The organism is Streptomyces sp. 142MFCol3.1 (genome assembly GCF_000424945.1).
Lineage (GTDB): Bacteria > Actinomycetota > Actinomycetes > Streptomycetales > Streptomycetaceae > Streptomyces > Streptomyces siamensis.
In genome coordinates this window covers 277,627-294,121 of sequence record NZ_AUKV01000006.1, presented here as the reverse complement: position 1 = coordinate 294,121, position 16,495 = coordinate 277,627, and the positions used below count along the sequence as shown (strand labels likewise).

Here is a 16,495-nt window from a genome sequence, read left to right as displayed (position 1 = left end):
CGCACGCGCCGGAGCGGCCGGGCGGGCGCCGACTGCCGCACGACCCCTGCCGGCTCCTCGGAGCGGTGGTCGAACCTAGGCCACCGCGGGGCCCGTCACCGTCCAGCCCGGCGCCTGCGGGTGGGCCGTCAGGTCGTCGTGCTGCACCTCCTTGCCGCACTCGGCGCACACGACCTGCGGGACCAGTTCGTGGCCGCAGTCGTGCTCGATCACCATGGGGCGGTCACCGTCCGCGTGCAGATGGCGGTCGCCCCAGGCCATCAGGGTCATCAGGACCGGCTCCAGCTCTAGGCCGGCCTGCGTGGGCCGGTACTCGTAGCGCTTGGGGCGATCGCTGTACTCGACCTTCTCCAGTACGCCGGCGTCGACGAGGCGCTTGAGGCGGGCCGTCAGCACGTCGCGCGGGGCGCCGATGTTGCGGACCAGCTGGTCGAACCGCCGGGCGCCGAGTGACACCTCGCGCAGTACGAGCAGGGAGTACTTCTCGCCGACCAGGGCCAGGGTGTCGGCGATCGAGCAGGGGCGTGCGTCCTTCATGTCGCCAGTCTATCGGGTGGGTTGGATTATCCAACCCACCAAGCTACTCTTGGGTCACTTAGCGGGTTTGGAAAACGAACTCAGTGAGTCTGGAGATCGAACATGCGTGACGCCGTCATCGTCGAAGCCGTGCGCACTCCCGTCGGCAAGGGCAAACCCAACGGCTCCCTCGCCCACGTCCACCCGGTGGAGCTCCTCGCCCACACGCTGCGGACCCTCGTCGCACGCTCGGGAGTCGACCCGGCGCTCATCGACGACGTCATCGGAGGCACCGTCGACCAGGTCGGCGAGCAGGCCATGAACACCACCCGGTACGCGGTGCTCTCCGCCGGATTCCCCGAGACGGTGCCCGCGACCACCGTGGACCGCCAGTGCGGCTCGTCGCAGCAGGCCGTGCACTTCGCCGCGCAGGGCGTCATGTCGGGCGCGTACGACATCGCCGTGGCCTGCGGCGTGGAGTCGATGAGCCGCGTCCCGATGTGGTCCAACGTGCCGGCGGGCAAGGACCCCTTCGGGCCCGGAGTCGCCGCACGCTTCCCGGAGGGCCTGGTCCCCCAGGGCATCAGTGCCGAACTCATCGCCGCCAAGTGGGGCATCTCGCGCGAGCGGATGGATGCCTTCGCGGTGAGCTCGCACCAGAAGGCGGGCGCGGCCTGGGACGGCGGCCTGTTCGACGCGGAGGTCGCTCCCCTGGAGGGCGTGACGCGCGACGAGTCCGTCCGGCCGGGCAGCACCACCGAGATACTCGCCGGGCTCAAGCCCGCGTACTACGACCCCGCTTTCGGCGAGCGCTTCCCGCAGATCGACTGGGCCGTCACCGCGGGCAACGCGAGCCCCATCAACGACGGCGCGTCGGCCGTGCTCATCATGTCGGGCGAGACCGCGGCCCGCCTCGGCCTGCGCCCCCTCGCCCGGCTGCACAGCTTCGCCGTCACCGGCTCCGACCCGCTGCTGATGCTCACCGGCGTCATCCCGGCCACCGAGAAGGTGCTGCGCTCGGCGGGACTCTCCCTCGGCGACATCGACCTCTTCGAGGTGAACGAGGCCTTCGCGGCCGTCGTCCTCGCCTGGCAGCAGGAGACGGGCGCCGACCTGTCCAAGGTCAACGTGCACGGCGGCGCCATCGCGCTCGGCCACCCGCTCGGCGCGAGCGGTACCCGTCTGACGACCACGCTCGTCCACGCGATGAGGGCCCGCGGTGCCCGCTACGGGCTCCAGACGATGTGCGAGGCGGGCGGCCTCGCGAACGCGATGGTGATCGAAGCGCTGTAGTGCGCACCGGGCCTCCGCAGGCCAACTGGGCTGCTCCTGGCCCGGCGGTGCGAGGCGTACGGCCTCGGTCGGGTGCCGCGGCGGGGCGCAGGACGGCCGGGCGTCCGCCCGGCCGTGAGGCGTGGCCTCGGTCGGCGGTGCGGACCGCCGAGGCCGGTTTCCGCGGGCGGTGCGGACCGCCGTGGTCGGTTTCCGCGGGCGGTGCGGACCGCCGAGGCCGGTGTCCGCGCGCCGGTGCCAACCGCCGTCCCTGGTAACGCGCACGTGGCGCGAGCCGCTACGGCCCGCTGCCGCGCGCGGTAGTGGCGGCAGCGGACGGCGCCGCGCGGGCGGACGCGACCCGATGCGGTGGCCGCGCAGGCCCACGTGGGCCCGCGCACGGCCGTGTGGTCAGGTGGCGCGCAGATGGTGCCGCTTGCGCCACGCCACCACCGCGCCCGCGAGACCCGGCACCGCGATGCAGCCCATGGCGATCAGGAACGCGGGCGACGTCGGCGTCGAGGCTCGCGCGCCGGCGACGGCGTACGCGGCCGTGTTCGGGATCGAACCGAGCGCGGTGGCGAGGAGGAAGGGCATCCAGCCCATGCGGGAGACGGCAGCGCAGTAGTTGGCGGCCCAGAACGGCACCCCGGGAAACAGCCGGGCCACCATCATCGAGCGGAACCCGTGTCTGCTGAGCTGACCGTCCGCGGCCTTCAGCCAGCGGCCGCGCAGCAGCGGACGCAGCGCGTCCTGCCCGAGCACCCGGCCCAGCCCGAAGGCGACCCCGGCACCCAGGACCGTGCCCGCGAGCGCCGTGCCCAGGCCCAGTTGGGAGCCGAAGAGGGCGCCCGCCGCGAGATTGAGGAGCGGACGGGGCACGAAGGCGACCGTGCACAGCCCGTACGCAACGGCGAACGCGGCGGCTGCCGCCGCGCCCCCGAGGTGAGGTGGCCAGCCGTCGGCCAGCAGGCGCTGTGGTTCGAACAGCAGCACGGTCGACGCGGCTGCCGCGAGCAGCGCCACGAGGAGCGAGAAACGCGACCAGGGCGACAGCAGCACTCTGCCGCACCGGGCGGCCGGCCGGGTGCGCCCGGCGGTCAGTGCCGAGGGCGCGGCCGCGGTGGACTCAGTGGTGAGGGCGAGCTCCGTGGCGGCGGCCCGGGGAGTGGCCGTGGCGGTGCCCCCAGAGCGGGTGGTGGCATCGAGCATCCGGTGACACTAACCGACGTATGTGTGTGATCGCCGTATGGTTCGTCTCATGGGCGTCACAGCTTCCGGAACGTCAGGTGCACGGTTCGCGGCGCCGAGCAGCGCTTTCGCGGACACGGTACTGCCGCGCCTCACCGCCACCTACTCCGCGGCGGCCGACCCCGACCGGGCCGCGTCGATGCGCGCGTACATGAAGGACGTCGCCCCCTTCCTCGGTCTGACGACGCCCGGCCGCCGCGCTCTGTCGCGGACCGTCCTGGCGGGCACGGCGCGCCCCGACGAAGCGGACTGCACCGCGCTCGCCCTGCGCTGCTGGGAGCTGACGGAGCGCGAATACCACTACTTCGCCGTCGACTTCCTGCGCCGCCACGTCGAACGGCTGTCGTCGGGATTCCTGCCGGTGGCCCGCCACCTGGTCAGCACCGTCCCGTGGTGGGACACCGTCGACGCGCTCGCCGCGCACGTGGTGGGCGGGCTGGTGGCCGCCGACCCGGAGCTGAAGGCCGACATGGACGCCTGGATCGCGGACGACGACCTGTGGGTCGCGCGCACGGCGCTGCTCCACCAGCTGCGCTACCAGGAGGACACCGACACCGCGCGGCTCTTCGCGTACTGCGCCCGCCGGGCCGGACACCCCGACTTCTTCATCCGCAAGGCGATCGGCTGGAGTCTGCGCGAGTACGCGAAGACGGACCCCGGGGCGGTACGGGACTTCGTCGCCCGCGAGCGCGGCAGTCTGGCTCCGCTGTCCGTGCGCGAGGCGCTCAAGAACATCGGCCCCTGACATCCCCGGGGCACCAGCCGCACCACCCGCCGCCGTGGCACCGAAAACCATTCGACGCGGACGGACGCGTCGGAGATGATCTCCCCATGTTCCGGTACGCCTTCCTCCTCGCAGCATCCGCAGTCGCGGATGCGCCGAAGGCTGCCGTCCCGATCGTCGTGGCAGCCGTAGACGGCGCCCGAAGCTGACCCTTCCCGGATCGTCCGGCGGACCCCGCAGGGGGAGGGTCGGCGAGTCCTCGGGGTCCCCGTCCCGGCCGTTCGCGCCGGGGCCATCACTCAGTTCCGCTGACACTGAAGAGGCTTCGAGGTACAGCCATGCCCAAGACGGCTTACGTGCGCACCAAACCGCACCTGAACATCGGCACCATGGGGCACGTCGACCACGGCAAGACCACCCTGACCGCCGCCATCACCAAGGTGCTCGCCGAGCGCGGCTCCGGCACCTTCGTACCGTTCGACCGTATCGACCGGGCGCCGGAGGAGGCCGCGCGCGGCATCACCATCAACATCGCGCACGTCGAGTACGAGACCGACACCCGGCACTACGCCCACGTGGACATGCCGGGCCACGCCGACTACGTCAAGAACATGGTCACGGGCGCGGCCCAGCTCGACGGGGCCATCCTCGTCGTCTCCGCGCTGGACGGGATCATGCCGCAGACCGCCGAGCACGTACTGCTCGCCCGTCAGGTGGGCGTCGACCACATCGTCGTCGCCCTCAACAAGGCGGACGCGGGTGACGAGGAGCTCACCGACCTGGTGGAACTGGAGGTCCGCGAACTGCTCTCCGCGCAGGGCTACGGGGGCGACTCCGTACCCGTGGTACGGGTCTCCGGTCTCAAGGCCCTGGAGGGGGACCCACGGTGGACGGCGGCGATCGACGCCCTGCTCGACGCGGTGGACACCTATGTGCCGATGCCCGAGCGGTATCTCGACGCGCCGTTCCTGCTGCCGGTCGAGAACGTGCTCACCATCACCGGCCGCGGCACGGTCGTCACCGGCGCCGTGGAGCGCGGCACGATCCGTGTCGGAGACCGTGTCGACGTGCTCGGCGCGGCGGTGGACACGGTGGTCACCGGCCTGGAGACCTTCGGCAAGCCCATGGAGGAGGCCCAGGCCGGCGACAACGTCGCCCTGCTGCTGCGCGGCGTGCCCCGCGACGCGGTCCGGCGCGGGCACATCGTCGCCGCGCCCGGCAGCGTCGTGCCCAGTCGTCGCTTCACGGCGCAGGTGTACGTGCTGTCGGCCCGCGAGGGCGGGCGCACGACCCCCGTCTCCACCGGGTACCGGCCGCAGTTCTACATCCGCACCGCGGACGTGGTCGGCGACGTCGACCTCGGCGCGACGGCGATCGCCCGGCCGGGCGACACCGTCACCATGACGGTGGAGCTCGGCCGCGACGTGCCGCTGGAGCCCGGTCTCGGCTTCGCGATCCGCGAAGGCGGCCGGACGGTCGGCGCGGGCACGGTGTCGTCGGTCGGCTGACCGCCGCCGGGACGGCGGGTGTCCACCCCTGCGGGAGAGGGGGCGGACACCCGCTCGTCGCGCTGCCGGTTCCGTGCGCGAGACTGATCGCGCCGTCGAGCAGGGCCGCAGGCTCACCGAGGAGGGCGCCCAGGTCGCCGTCGTCTCGCCGAGCGCCGCCGCGCGGCGGTCCTTCGGACGCAACCCGCTGGACCCCGCGGCCAGAGCCGCCGCGGCCGAAGCCGGACGAGCGCAGGCCCCGGCGCCCACGGCGCGGATCGCCGAGGTCTGGCGGGCCTGAGCCGAGCGGCTCCCGGACGTCCCGGCACGGGCGCGTGCCCTCCGCCCCGGCCGCCACGGCACAATGGACGGGTGGACGAGCCGATACCCGTGACGCGCGCCGTGGATCACGGCACAGCGAAGCTGATGCCCGACATCGACCGGGAACGGGCATGGCTGCTGACGGTGGACGGCGCGCCGCAGTCGTACGTCGATCTCGACGAGCCGACGCACCTGGAGTTCGAGTACACGCGCCGACTCGGGCATGTGCTGGACACGGTGGCGGCGCCGGGCCGGGCGCTGGACGTCCTGCACCTCGGCGGCGGGGCGCTCACCCTGCCCCGCTACGTCGCCGCGACACGGCCCGGTTCCCGGCAGGACGTGGTGGACGCCGACCGCGCACTGCTCTCCCTGGTCGGCGAGTACCTGCCGGTGCCGGAGGACGCCGATGTCGCCCTGCACGGCGCCGACGCCCGGGCCTGGCTCGAAGCGGCGGCGCCCGACTCCGCGGACATCCTGATCGCGGACGTCTTCGGCGGCTCACGCGTACCGGCGCACCTGACGACCCTGGCGTACGCACGCGCCGCCGAGCGGGTGCTGCGCGCCGACGGTGTCTATCTGGCCAACCTCGCCGACGCCGCGCCCTTCGCCTTTCTGCGCTCCCAGCTCGCCACGTTCTCCGCGGTGTTCGAGCAACTGGCCCTCATCGCCGAACCCGGCGTGCTGCGCGGCCGCCGCTTCGGCAACGCCGTGCTCGTGGCCTCCCACCGCCCCCTCGACACGGCCGCTCTCGCCCGGCGGACGGCCGCCGACGCCTTCCCCGCGCGCGTGGAACACGGCCCCGCGCTGAGGGAGTTCACCGGCGCCGTCGAACCCGTCCGTGAGGAGGACGCGGTCGCCTCACCCGAGCCGCCCGCCGGAGCCTTCGGCATCGGCTGACCCGGCTCCGACCGTCGCCGTGGCGGAACCTCCGGCCGCGGCCTTGGTCAGGCCGTCCGCCACAGCGGCCTCATCGGGTGCAGTGCCGGTCCCGCGCCCGGGTGCACCGTGCGCCAGTTCCCTCGTCCGCCGCGTCAGGTTCCGCACGTCGGACACGCACAGCACCGCCGCCGTGACCAGCACGACCAGCGCGGAGCAGCTCCACAGGGCGGTCGTGCGTCCGACGGCCTGTTCGACGGGGCCCGCCAGCGCCGTGGCCAGCGGGACCATGGCGATCGACCCGAACCAGTCGTACGCGGAGACGCGCGAGAGCTTGTCCTCGGGGATCTCCTGGTGCAGCGCGGTCATCCAGGACACACCGAAGACCTCGATGGCCAGGCCGCTGCCGAACATCACCGCACACAGTGGACCCACCGCCACGGGGACCGCGAGCGCGGCGGCGGGCAGGGCCAGCGGGAAGACGCAGAGGGTGCCCGCGAACAGGAGCCGACGGGGTTTCCAGCGGGTCATGAGCAGCGCACCGCCGACGGTCCCGGCGCCGAACGCACCGAGGGCCAGACCCCACGGACCCGGGCCGCCGAGGCTGTCCTGGGCGACCAGCGGTCCGTACACGGCGTCCGCGGCGCCGACCACCGCGACGACCACGGAGAACTGCGCGACGATCGTCCACAGCCAGGGCCGGCCGACGAACTCGCGCCAGCCGTCGCGGAGATCGGCGAGCAGCCCGCCGCCGGGCTCGCGCGGTGGAATGTGACCGACGTCGAGGAACGAGCGCAGCGCTCCGGCGAGCGCGAACGCCAGCGCGTCCACGGCGAGTACCCAGCCCGGTCCGAGCACGGCGACCAGCGCGCCGCCGAGGGCCGCGCCTCCCAGCCCCGCGCCCTGCATCGCCATCCGGAACATCGCGAAGGCGCGGCTCGCCTGCTCCCCGGCGACCGAGGACATCAGCATGCCCTCCGCCGCGGGGTTGAAGAACGCCTGGCCGGTGCCGCCGAGCGCGGACAGCAGCATCATCTGCCACAGCCGCGCGTCACCACTGATCACCAGGGTGGCGAACACGGCCTGGGACGCGCAGTTGAGGGCGTTGGCCGCGACCATCACCCGATGCCGCGGCAGCCTGTCCGCGACCGCACCGCCGATCAGCAGGAAGAGCACCAGCGGCAGGGTCCGGGCCGCCGCCACCAGGCCCACGTCGCCGCCGTCGCCGCCCGCTTCGAGAACCGCGAAGGCGGCGGCGATCAGCGCGCCCTGGCTGCCCAGGTTGGTGACGACCGCGGCGGCGGTCAGGAGGGTGTAGTTCCGGCCCGCCCAGGAGGGACGGCGCAGGTGGCGCGGGGAGTCGGCGGCAGTGTTCACCGGCTGACTATCGCCGCAGGAGCCACTGCTTGCCAAACCGATCGGGCCGCTGCCGGACATCGCCGGGTCGCCGCCCGGCCGCCGCGCGGGTGCGCGGCGGCCGGGCGGAACGCGGGGATGCGGGCTCGGGCGGGGCGGCAGCCCCGTGCCCTGACGGCTGTCGCGGCCGCCGCTTCAGGACGGTCGCTCAAGGACGGTCGCCGCGGTCCGACGGGCCCGGACCGTCCCTCGGGGTTCAGGAGCCCGTGGGGTCACCGTGCAGTCGTACCGTGCTGAGGATCTTCTGCACGGTCGCGTCCGGCACCTCTTCGCCGACACCCTTGGCACCGTAGAAGGTCCAGGAGACGAAGTCGCCCGCCGAGTTCTTGAAGGCGAAGGTGGTCGCCTTGCCGTTGGAGTCGCACTTGCCCTTCTTGGGCACACCGGACGAGTACGTGGTCGCGACGCTGCCCTCGACACCGGACTTCGTCGTGTACGCCTTCGGCTTGCCGATCTTCAGCAGCTTCTTCGAGGCGTCCTTCTGGTCGGTGTAGCCGCCGAAGACCCACCACGCCGAGTCGTTGCGCGCGACGTCGTCGGTGTTCTTGGCGCCGCTCTGGCCCTTGGTGCCCGCCGCGGCCAGTGCGGTGTCGCTCTCGTACCCGTCCTTGTCGTCGTCGGACGTGCACCACTTCTCCTTGAGGAACGCGGGTGCGGACATGCCGATCAGCGCGGAGCCGTCACCCTTCTTGTCGTCCTCGAAGCCGATGAAGGTGCCGGGAGTCTTGACCTCCCAGTCCGCCGGGACGTCGAAGGCGGTGCCCCACTTGGGGTTCACAACGACCTTCCAGCCCGCGATCGTCGCCTTCTCCTCGTCGCCGCCGCGCGGGTTGTCGTCGCCGCTCGGGCTCGCCGACGTGGAGGCGGACTTCTTGGGCGACTTGGACGGCTTGCCGTCCGCCTTGTCGTCGTCGTTGCCGCCGCCCAGGACCAGGAAGCCGGTGACTCCGGCCGCGATCACCACGGCCGAGGCCGCGACGATCGCGGTGATCTTCGTCTTGTTGCCGCCGCCACCGCCGCCGCTGCCCCCCGCCGGCTGAGGCGCGCCGGGAGGCTCCGACGGGGAACCCCACTGCGGCTGCCCGTACTGGTTGGGCTGCTGGTGCCCGGTCTGCTGGTAGCCGGGCTGCTGGTACGGATTCGGCTGCTGGTACCCCGGCTGCTGGTACGGGTTCTGGTCCTGCGGATTCTGCTCGCCCCCGGGCGGCTGCTGTCCTGGCCACATGGGCAGTAACCCTAGTGCCGCCCGTGACATGTTTGGGTCACCGTGTTTCGTCAGACGTGTACCGGATCAGTGACTCGGGCAACGAGTCAGGACGCCGGGGGAACGTCGTAGAGCCGTACGGTGGAGACGATTTTCAGCACCGTCGTGTCCGAGACCTCCTCGGACACCCCCTTCGCCCCGAAGAACTCCCACGAAACGATGTCGTTCGAGGGGTCCTTGAAGGAGAAGACGGTCGCCTTCCCGTCGCCGGCGCACTTTTTCGATTTCTCCACACCCGACGAAGATGCCGTGGCCAGACTGCCCGTGATGCCGGACTTCGTCGTGTACGGCTCCACGGCGCCGGACGTCACCAGTTTCCTGTCGGGCTGGGTGTAGGCGCCGTAGACCCATGCCGCGGCGTCGTCGCGGGCCGCCTCCTCGGGGCTCCTCGCCCCGTTGTTCCGCTTGGTCCCGGCGCCCGCGAGCATTGTGTAGTCCTCGGTGCCGTCCTTGTCGTCGTCGGAGCCGCACCACCTCTCCTTCAGGAGCGCGGGGGCCGCGACTGCGGCGAGGGGCTCGTCCCGGGGGTCGTCGTCCTCGGAGACGTAGGTGACCCAGCCCGTCGACTTCAGTCCCCACTGCGGGGGGACGTCGAAGGCGATGCCACGCTTGGGATTCACCACGGTCTTCCAGCCGGCCACGGTCGGCTTCCTGGCGTCCCCGGTGTCCCGCGGATCGCTCGCCGGGCTCGACGTCGCGGACGGCGACCCGGTCGGCTCGGGTCCCGCCCCGTCGTCCTTGCCCGATCCGAGCAGGACGAAGCCGGTCACTCCTGCGGCGATCACGACCGCCGCGGCCGAGGCCAGGGCGACGACCTTCGTCCGCCTGCCGTCGCCGCGGCCCCCGGGCGGTGTCGCGGAGTCCGCGGTGACCGTCGCGACGTTCCAGGGGGCCGCTGTCCGGTGACAGGGACTGGGCTGCTGGTACCCCGGCTTCCGGTACGGGTTCGGCTGCCCGGTGCCGGCGTCCGGCCTGGGGCCCGGTCCTCCCGCTCCGGCGTACGGCTGAGGGTTCGACTGTCCGCCCCCGGTGGGCTGTTGGGGATTCTGTCCGCCCGTGGGCGGCTGCTCTCCTGGCCACATGCGGCGTAACGATACGGCGATGACGGGCGCGCACTGGCCAAGGATTGCTACTGGTGGGTAACATGCCGGTATGAGCGCAGACCAGATGACGATCGGCGAGATGCTCGCCGCCACCGTGCCGATGGCCCGGACCCTGAACCTCGAGTTCGTGGAGACCGGTCCGGACAAGGCCGTGGTGGCGCTGCCGGACCAGAGCGACTACCACAACCACGTGGGCGGGCCGCACGCCGGAGCGATGTTCACGCTGGGGGAGTCGGCGAGCGGAGCGATCGTCCTCGCCGCGTTCGGGGACCAGCTCTCGCGCGCCGTGCCGCTCGCGGTGAGCGCCGAGATCGCCTACAAGAAGCTCGCGATGGGGCGCGTCACGGCCACCGCGACCCTCGGCCGGCCCGCCGCCGACGTCGTCGCCGAACTGGACGCCGGCCGGCGGCCCGAGTTCCCGGTCGCCATCGCCATCCAGCGCGGTGACGGCGCCGTCACGGGTGAGATGACGGTCGTCTGGACGCTGCGTCCGAACGGCTGAGCCGCCTGTCGTCAGGGGCCCCGGCCGGGGCCCCTGACGTGCGACCGAAGGCCCCTGAGCCTACGGCCGCACGGCAGGTGCTAGTGCCAGTTGCTGATCATGACGTCGTGCGGCGCGGGATCGCCTTTGCCGGTCTCGACCAGCTTCTTGAGGCTCATCAGGAAGATCGCCCACTTGGTGCTGCAGTGGTACATGAACTCCACCGGCTCCTTCCAGCCCTCGTGCCGGAACAGCACGATCGTGAAGTCGTCCTCCTGCTTGAGCTCGAACGTGATCTGCGTGCCGATCCACTCCTCGGGGCCGTCGACGACCTCCCAGAGCACGCGCTCGGCGGGCTGGGCCTCCAGGACCTTCATGTCGAACCCGCCGGGCACGAAACGGAACCGGATGACGCCCCCGACCTCGCTGTCGCCTTCCGTGTCCTTGGTCCACCACTTCGACAGCCCGTCGATCGTGGTCAGGGCCGCGTAGACGTCGTCGGGCGACGCCGTGACGCCGATCCTGTGCAGGATGTCCACCATCTCGATACCTCTTTCGTGTGGGCGCGCCCGCGCGCGGGCGCGGTCGATCAGCTGTCCTTGCTGCGCTGGATCGCTTCGGCGATCCGCTTGATGCGCTGGAGCCGGGCGTCCCATGCGGCTCCGACCGACGACAACTGCGCTACGGCGCGGGCGAGTTGGGCCTCGTCAACCCGATACAGACGCTCGCGTCCGGACGGCGTGACGTGGACCAGGCCGACCCGGTCGAGCACGCCGAGGTGTTTGGCCACCGCCTGTCGCGTGACCGGCAGCCGCTCGCTCAACGTGGTGGCGGTGCCACCGCCGCCGCTCAGCAACAGGTCGAGCATCCGGCGCCGTATGGGGTCCCCGACCGCCGACCAGAGGTCGTCGTCGACGGTGACGCTCATGACGCCGACACCAGCCGGGAGACGTAGGAGACGAGGCGCGGCAGGAAGTGGTCCCATCCGGACACGTGGTCGAGGTACTGCTCCTCGAGGACGGCCGCCTCCCAGCCTTTCTCGCGGAACCCGGCCTCGGTGAAGTGCAGCAGCGTGCCCGCGCCGGACGGGACCAGGTCGAAGGTGACCAGGAGGGAGTTGGACGCCGACGCGGTCACGCCCTCGTCGTACACCCACCGGAAGGAGAACCGCCGCGGCGGGTCGGCCTCCACCACCGTGAGCGGCACGGCCTTCGCTTCGGGGGCGGCCGCGTCGCCGAACGTGATGACTCCGGTGCCGCCGGGAACCGGTTCGAGCTCCGCCTCGTCCGGCCACCACTCCTTCAGGTGCTCGGGCCTGCTGACCACCTCGTAGACCACCTCGGGCGTGGCCTCGACGTAGATCTCCCGCTCGATGCTGCCGTACTCCATCCCGCCGACCTCCATATGCAACCTTTAGTTGCGTGTCACTCTAGAGCGCTCCTTCGTGATGTGCAACCTTTGGTTGCTCAAGGGGGTCCGGTGTGAGCTCCGCGGCACCCTCGGGGACTCCGTCGGGCGAGACCGACCAGGTAGGCTTCCCGGCGTGTGCTCAGGGGGGAAGCGCACCCCGGGTGATCATGTGCGGCGCACGTGCCCGGACCAGGCACAGGGAAACGGGAGGTACCGGCGTTGCACGTCCAGGACTGGCTCGAGACGGTGCCCGCGGTCAGCATCTATGCGCTCGTGGGCCTGGTCATCGGCTTGGAGAGTCTGGGCATCCCGTTGCCCGGCGAGATCATCCTGGTCTCGGCGGCGCTGCTCTCCTCCCAGCACGAGGGCATCAACCCGGTCGTCCTGGGCGCCTGCGCCAGCCTGGGCGCCATCGTCGGCGACTCCATCGGATACGCCATCGGCCGCAAGGGCGGGCGTCCACTCCTGGCCTGGCTCGGCGCCAAGTTCCCCCGGCACTTCAGTGAGGGGCACGTGGCCACGGCCGAGCGCTCCTTCCAGAAGTGGGGCATGTGGGCCGTCTTCTTCGGCCGGTTCATCGCCCTGCTGAGGATCTTCGCCGGTCCGCTCGCGGGCGTGCTGCGGATGCCGTACTGGAAGTTCCTGATCGCCAACGTGCTCGGCGGCATCGTCTGGGCCGGCGGTACCACCGCGGTCATCTACTACGTCGGTGTCGTCGCGGAGTCCTGGCTGAAGCGCTTCTCGTGGCTGGGTCTCGTCGCGGCGGTGCTAGTCGGGCTCGCCTCGATGCTGATCGTCAAGCGCAAGGCGAAGCGGGCCTCGGCCGAGCGGGCCGAGGCCGGCGCGGACCCGGTCGCGGCGCCCGCCGGCGACTGAACCGGACGGCGCGCGTCCGATCCCTGGTCGTTTCCGGGCGCGGCCGGGCAGGCCGTGCGCCCGGCCGCGCCCGTGCCACGCTGCTCGGCTCCGGCCGCACCGTCGTCAACGGTGGCGGTGACCCGGAGACCGGGGGCAACCTGAGGGGCGGGGCTCAGTTCCCCTCGTGCGCGGCCCGGTGGGCCTTCGCCAGCTCGACGTACAGCGTGCCGTTCAGCGAGATGCCCTCGCGCTCCTCGGCGGTCAACTGCCGCTTCACCTTGGCGGGCACGCCCGCGACGAGAGAGCCCGGGGGCACCTGCATGCCCTGCGGGACCAGCGCCTGCGCGGCCACCAGTGAACCGGCGCCGATCACCGCGCCGTTCAGCACCGTGGCGCCCATGCCGATCAGGCAGTCGTCCTCGACGGTGGCGCCGTGCACCACCGCGTTGTGCCCGACGGAGACCCGCTCGCCGATCGTGATGGGGAAGCCCGGGTCCACGTGAAGGCTGCAGTTGTCCTGAACGTTGCTGTCGGCGCCGACGACGATCGGACCGCAGTCGGCGCGCAGCACCGCGCCGTACCAGGCGCTCGCTCCGGCGTGCAGGGTGACGTCCCCGATGATCACGGAGGTGGGTGCCGCGAAGGCCTCCTGGTCCACCTTCGGGTCCTTGCCGCCGATCCCCATGATCAACGCCTGCTGCTTCATCGCCCGCCCCACCGTCTTCCCGTCGCGTCGGTACACCGGCACCGTATGTCATCGCTTGCTGCTCCGGTGGGGTGAAGATCACAGCCGCACGAGCTCATCGGCGCAGCTCGCGCTGAGTACGGTGAGCGGGTGCCCAAGAGCAAGAACACGTTCTCATCATGGCGGCGACGCCTGGCTCAGCGCGCCGTCCACGCGGGCTGGGCCTGGGTGCAGCGCACGGGAGCCGTCTCGGCCGAGCACCCGGGGCACTTCCGCTTCGGGTCGATGGGAACAGGTACCAGACTCGCGTTCCCGCTCGGCACGGTCTTCGGCGAACCCTGGATCCACCTGGGCTCGCACTGCATCGTCGCCGAACAGGTCACACTGACCGCCGGGTTGATGCCCGACCTGGACCTCGGCCCCGATCCCATCCTGAGCATCGGCGACGGTGTCGTCCTGGGCCGCGGCAGCCACGTCATCGCCGACACGACGGTGACGATCGGCAGCGACTGCTACTTCGGGCCGTACGTGTACGTCACCTCCACCAACCACTCGTACGACGATCCGCACGAGCCGATCGGCAAGCAGTGGCCGCGGATGGAGCCCGTGGAGATCGGCCCCGGTTGCTGGATCGGGACCGGCGCGGTGATCCTGCCGGGCGCCCGCATCGGGCGGAACGTCGTGGTCGCGGCCGGTGCGGTGGTGCGCGGTCGGGTGCCGGACCATGCCGTGGTGGCGGGCGCTCCGGCGCGCGTCGTGCGGCGCTGGGACCCGGTGGCCGGCTGGCAGCCGCCGTTGCGGACCCCGGCGCCCGTGCCGATTCCCGACGGCGTGACACCGGAGCAGCTGCTGGCCCTCTCCGGGCTCGACGAAGAGGCCACGGCCCGGCTCGCGGATCTCGACCTCGACACCGACGGCGCCACCGGGGACGTGCGCGCGGAGTCCTGAAGGGGTGAGGGCCGTGCGGCCCCGGCCTTCCGTGCCGGGTCTGTCGTGGCCGGCTCTCTTCCGTGCCGGGTTTTCGTGCCGGGTCTGTCGTGCCTGGTTCTCGGTTCCTGGCTTTCGGGTCCGGGCTCTCCGTGGCCCGATCTCCCCGCCGCCCCCGCTCCCGCTCGTCCTGTCGTACGCGGAGTCAGCCCGTCGCCAGAAGCACGGTGCCGACGAGGGCGAGGCCGGCTCCCGCGGCCTGCACCCCGCGGAGCCGTTCGCTGAGGAAGCCGCGCGCCGCCAGTGCGGTGACCACCGGGTACAGCGAGGCGAGGACGGCGACCACGGTGACCGGGCCGTGTTGGGCGGCGACGGAGTACGTGCCGTTGGCCGCGACGTCGGCGAGTCCGACGAAGGCGAGCGCGGGCAGGGAACGCCAGCGGAAGCCGCCCTCGGGGAGCGCCCGGGCGCCGCGCCCGACGGTGGCGAGCAGCGCCGCGCCGCCCGCGGCCACGTTGGTCACGCGCTGCACGAAGAGGGCGAGGAAGAGGCCGGTGACCGACGACGACGCCTCCGCGATCAGGGCGAAGACCGTGCCGAAGCCGAGTGCCGCGAGCAGCGAGAGCAGGATCGCCTGCCGCTGTACGGGAGCGCCCCGCAACTGGGGGCCGCCCGCGAGGATCACGCCCGCGACGGCGATCGCGATCCCTGCGAACTGGGTCGGCCCGGGACGCTCCCCGAGGACGAGTCCCACGGTGATCGGGACGGCCACGGCGAGAGAACCGAGCGGGGAGACGACGCCCATCGGGCCCAGGGCGAGGGCCTTGTAGAAGGAGAGCAGCGCGACCGGGCCGACCAGACCCGCGGCGAACGCGAACCAGAGCTGCGGTCCCGCCGCGCTCCAGCCGCCGGTGGCCACGACGATCGCGCCCAGGACCACGGCCGCGATCGACTGGGAGAGGACGACCACCGTGAGGGCCGGCATGCGACGGGTGAGCAGCCCACCGCCGAAGTCGGCCAGGCCCCACAGAAGGCTGGTCGCCAGGGCGAAGAGTGCTGGCAATGCCGTCATCGGGCCCCTCGCAGTACAGTTCGGTGAACGATCGGGTGCACCACACGATAGTTCACCTGATTGAACTCTGTCATCCAGAATATTGGACGGAATGTGTCGGACCTCGACCTGCTGACCCAGTCGCTGGGGCGCAACGTGAAGCGCTGGCGCACCGAGCGCGGCTTCACCCTGGATGCGCTCGCCGCGCGCGCCGGAGTCAGCCGCGGCATGCTCATCCAGATCGAGCAGGCCAGGACCAATCCCAGCCTGGGCACCGTCGTCAAGATCGGCGACGCCCTCGGCGTCAGCATCACCACCCTGCTCGACTACGAGCAAGGACCGAAGGTCCGTATCGTCCCCGCCGAGCAGGCCGTGCGGCTGTGGCACACCGAAGCGGGCAGCTACAACCGGCTCCTCGCGGGCACCGAGGCCCCCGGTCCGCTGGAGATGTGGGACTGGCGGCTGATGCCGGGCGAGGGCAGCCCCTCGGACCCGCACCCCACGGGCACGGTCGAACTCGTCCACGTCACCGAGGGCGAACTGACCCTCACCGTCGACGGGGTCGAGCATCTCGTCCCCGCCGGCGCCAGCGCGTCCTTCGAGGCCAACACTCCGCACCGGTACGGCAACGACGGTGACGTGCCGGTCGAGATGGTCATGGCGGTGTCCGTCCCCCTCGTGCACTGAGGCTTCGCGCGGGCCCTGTCCCTCGTGCACCGAGGCGTCCGGCGGGCCCTGTTCCTCACACATCGAGCGTCCCGTGGGTCCCGCTCCTCGTGCACCCAGCCGTTTTGCGGGCCGTGCCGCTCGCGTGCCGAGACGACCGGCCGACCCCGCCGGCCCGGCTGTTAGC

Annotated in this window: 19 protein-coding genes; 9 read left to right on the top strand and 10 right to left on the bottom strand. The window is 72.0% G+C overall.

From position 1 onward, the window contains the following. Positions 1-75 precede the first annotated feature (75 nt). Positions 76-537: a winged helix-turn-helix transcriptional regulator gene (locus H305_RS0111240; protein ID WP_028800468.1), complete on the bottom strand. Its 462-nt coding sequence runs from the start codon at positions 535-537 to the stop codon at positions 76-78. 102 nt (positions 538-639) lie between these two features. On the opposite strand from H305_RS0111240, the gene H305_RS0111235 reads away from it, so the two are divergent. Continuing rightward, entirely contained in the window at positions 640-1,809 is a 1,170-nt protein-coding gene (locus tag H305_RS0111235) for a thiolase family protein (RefSeq protein WP_028800467.1), read from the top strand. A 390-nt stretch (positions 1,810-2,199) separates the two neighbouring features. Here the strand turns inward: H305_RS0111235 and H305_RS0111230 are convergent, their stop codons facing one another. Further along, complete coding sequence (locus H305_RS0111230; RefSeq protein ID WP_028800466.1) at positions 2,200-3,000, bottom strand: TVP38/TMEM64 family protein; 801 nt, start codon at positions 2,998-3,000, stop codon at positions 2,200-2,202. A gap of 49 nt (positions 3,001-3,049) precedes the next feature. Between H305_RS0111230 and H305_RS0111225 the strand changes: the two genes are divergently transcribed. The 4 genes from H305_RS0111225 to H305_RS0111210 all read left to right on the top strand — a co-directional run bounded on the left by H305_RS0111225 (position 3,050) and on the right by H305_RS0111210 (position 6,468). Continuing rightward, on the top strand, positions 3,050-3,784 hold the full coding sequence (locus H305_RS0111225; RefSeq protein WP_028800465.1) for a DNA alkylation repair protein: 735 nt from the start codon (positions 3,050-3,052) through the stop codon (positions 3,782-3,784). Between the two features lie 317 nt (positions 3,785-4,101). After that, a complete protein-coding gene (tuf, locus tag H305_RS0111220) occupies positions 4,102-5,271 on the top strand; it encodes an elongation factor Tu (protein WP_028800464.1) in 1,170 nt (389 codons plus the stop codon). Between the two features lie 73 nt (positions 5,272-5,344). After that, positions 5,345-5,551, top strand: a complete 207-nt coding sequence (locus H305_RS0111215) for a hypothetical protein (RefSeq protein ID WP_028800463.1) — start codon at positions 5,345-5,347, stop codon at positions 5,549-5,551. A 71-nt stretch (positions 5,552-5,622) separates the two neighbouring features. Next, positions 5,623-6,468 (top strand): spermidine synthase, encoded by an 846-nt coding sequence (locus H305_RS0111210; RefSeq protein ID WP_028800462.1) that lies wholly within the window; start codon positions 5,623-5,625, stop codon positions 6,466-6,468. Here H305_RS0111210 and H305_RS45460 read toward each other — a convergent pair. The 3 genes from H305_RS45460 to H305_RS45455 all read right to left on the bottom strand — a co-directional run bounded on the left by H305_RS45460 (position 6,430) and on the right by H305_RS45455 (position 10,209). After that, entirely contained in the window at positions 6,430-7,824 is a 1,395-nt protein-coding gene (locus tag H305_RS45460) for an MFS transporter (protein ID WP_037763401.1), read from the bottom strand. The genes H305_RS0111210 and H305_RS45460 overlap by 39 nt on opposite strands. 235 nt (positions 7,825-8,059) lie before the next feature. Beyond that, positions 8,060-9,088, bottom strand: a complete 1,029-nt coding sequence (locus tag H305_RS0111200) for a hypothetical protein (RefSeq protein ID WP_028800461.1) — start codon at positions 9,086-9,088, stop codon at positions 8,060-8,062. An 86-nt stretch (positions 9,089-9,174) separates the two neighbouring features. Beyond that, entirely contained in the window at positions 9,175-10,209 is a 1,035-nt protein-coding gene (locus tag H305_RS45455) for a hypothetical protein (protein WP_037763398.1), read from the bottom strand. Positions 10,210-10,294: 85 nt separating this feature from the next. On the opposite strand from H305_RS45455, the gene H305_RS0111190 reads away from it, so the two are divergent. Continuing rightward, positions 10,295-10,732 carry a DUF4442 domain-containing protein gene (locus H305_RS0111190; RefSeq protein ID WP_028800460.1) on the top strand — a complete coding sequence of 146 codons (438 nt, stop codon included), beginning with the start codon at positions 10,295-10,297 and terminating at the stop codon, positions 10,730-10,732. A gap of 80 nt (positions 10,733-10,812) precedes the next feature. On the opposite strand, the gene H305_RS0111185 is transcribed toward H305_RS0111190, so the two are convergent. Genes H305_RS0111185 through H305_RS0111175 form a run of 3 tightly spaced genes read right to left on the bottom strand, consistent with a single transcriptional unit; the run spans position 10,813 to position 12,100 of the window. After that, complete coding sequence (locus H305_RS0111185) at positions 10,813-11,253, bottom strand: SRPBCC family protein (protein WP_028800459.1); 441 nt, start codon at positions 11,251-11,253, stop codon at positions 10,813-10,815. Between the two features lie 47 nt (positions 11,254-11,300). After that, on the bottom strand, positions 11,301-11,639 hold the full coding sequence (locus H305_RS0111180; RefSeq protein ID WP_028800458.1) for an ArsR/SmtB family transcription factor: 339 nt from the start codon (positions 11,637-11,639) through the stop codon (positions 11,301-11,303). Then, positions 11,636-12,100 (bottom strand): SRPBCC family protein, encoded by a 465-nt coding sequence (locus H305_RS0111175; RefSeq protein WP_028800457.1) that lies wholly within the window; start codon positions 12,098-12,100, stop codon positions 11,636-11,638. The genes H305_RS0111180 and H305_RS0111175 overlap by 4 nt, the downstream gene beginning before the upstream one ends. Positions 12,101-12,340: 240 nt before the next feature. Between H305_RS0111175 and H305_RS0111170 the strand changes: the two genes are divergently transcribed. Next, a complete protein-coding gene (locus H305_RS0111170; RefSeq protein WP_028800456.1) occupies positions 12,341-12,997 on the top strand; it encodes a DedA family protein in 657 nt (218 codons plus the stop codon). A gap of 154 nt (positions 12,998-13,151) precedes the next feature. On the opposite strand, the gene H305_RS0111165 is transcribed toward H305_RS0111170, so the two are convergent. Next, positions 13,152-13,685, bottom strand: a complete 534-nt coding sequence (locus H305_RS0111165; protein ID WP_028800455.1) for a gamma carbonic anhydrase family protein — start codon at positions 13,683-13,685, stop codon at positions 13,152-13,154. 129 nt (positions 13,686-13,814) lie between these two features. Here H305_RS0111165 and H305_RS0111160 point away from each other — a divergent pair, with 129 nt between their 5' ends. Then, entirely contained in the window at positions 13,815-14,612 is a 798-nt protein-coding gene (locus H305_RS0111160) for an acyltransferase (RefSeq protein ID WP_028800454.1), read from the top strand. A 184-nt stretch (positions 14,613-14,796) separates the two neighbouring features. Here the strand turns inward: H305_RS0111160 and H305_RS0111155 are convergent, their stop codons facing one another. Further along, the gene (locus tag H305_RS0111155; protein ID WP_028800453.1) at positions 14,797-15,654 is read right to left on the bottom strand and encodes an EamA family transporter; all 858 of its coding nucleotides are present in this window, start codon (positions 15,652-15,654) and stop codon (positions 14,797-14,799) included. Between the two features lie 102 nt (positions 15,655-15,756). Here H305_RS0111155 and H305_RS0111150 point away from each other — a divergent pair, with 102 nt between their 5' ends. After that, on the top strand, positions 15,757-16,329 hold the full coding sequence (locus H305_RS0111150; protein WP_028800452.1) for a helix-turn-helix domain-containing protein: 573 nt from the start codon (positions 15,757-15,759) through the stop codon (positions 16,327-16,329). Positions 16,330-16,495 lie beyond the last annotated feature (166 nt).

Bases quoted from the DNA above. Each gene is read 5' to 3' on its own strand.
- H305_RS0111240 (WP_028800468.1), bottom strand. From the start codon at position 537: ATGAAGGACGCACGCCCCTGCTCGATCGCCGACACCCTGGCCCTGGTC.
- H305_RS0111235 (WP_028800467.1), top strand. From the start codon at position 640: ATGCGTGACGCCGTCATCGTCGAAGCCGTGCGCACTCCCGTCGGCAAG.
- H305_RS0111230 (WP_028800466.1), bottom strand. From the start codon at position 3,000: ATGCTCGATGCCACCACCCGCTCTGGGGGCACCGCCACGGCCACTCCC.
- H305_RS0111225 (WP_028800465.1), top strand. From the start codon at position 3,050: ATGGGCGTCACAGCTTCCGGAACGTCAGGTGCACGGTTCGCGGCGCCG.
- tuf (WP_028800464.1), top strand. From the start codon at position 4,102: ATGCCCAAGACGGCTTACGTGCGCACCAAACCGCACCTGAACATCGGC.
- H305_RS0111200 (WP_028800461.1), bottom strand. From the start codon at position 9,088: ATGTGGCCAGGACAGCAGCCGCCCGGGGGCGAGCAGAATCCGCAGGAC.
- H305_RS45455 (WP_037763398.1), bottom strand. From the start codon at position 10,209: ATGTGGCCAGGAGAGCAGCCGCCCACGGGCGGACAGAATCCCCAACAG.
- H305_RS0111190 (WP_028800460.1), top strand. From the start codon at position 10,295: ATGACGATCGGCGAGATGCTCGCCGCCACCGTGCCGATGGCCCGGACC.
- H305_RS0111185 (WP_028800459.1), bottom strand. From the start codon at position 11,253: ATGGTGGACATCCTGCACAGGATCGGCGTCACGGCGTCGCCCGACGAC.
- H305_RS0111180 (WP_028800458.1), bottom strand. From the start codon at position 11,639: ATGAGCGTCACCGTCGACGACGACCTCTGGTCGGCGGTCGGGGACCCC.
- H305_RS0111175 (WP_028800457.1), bottom strand. From the start codon at position 12,100: ATGGAGTACGGCAGCATCGAGCGGGAGATCTACGTCGAGGCCACGCCC.
- H305_RS0111165 (WP_028800455.1), bottom strand. From the start codon at position 13,685: ATGAAGCAGCAGGCGTTGATCATGGGGATCGGCGGCAAGGACCCGAAG.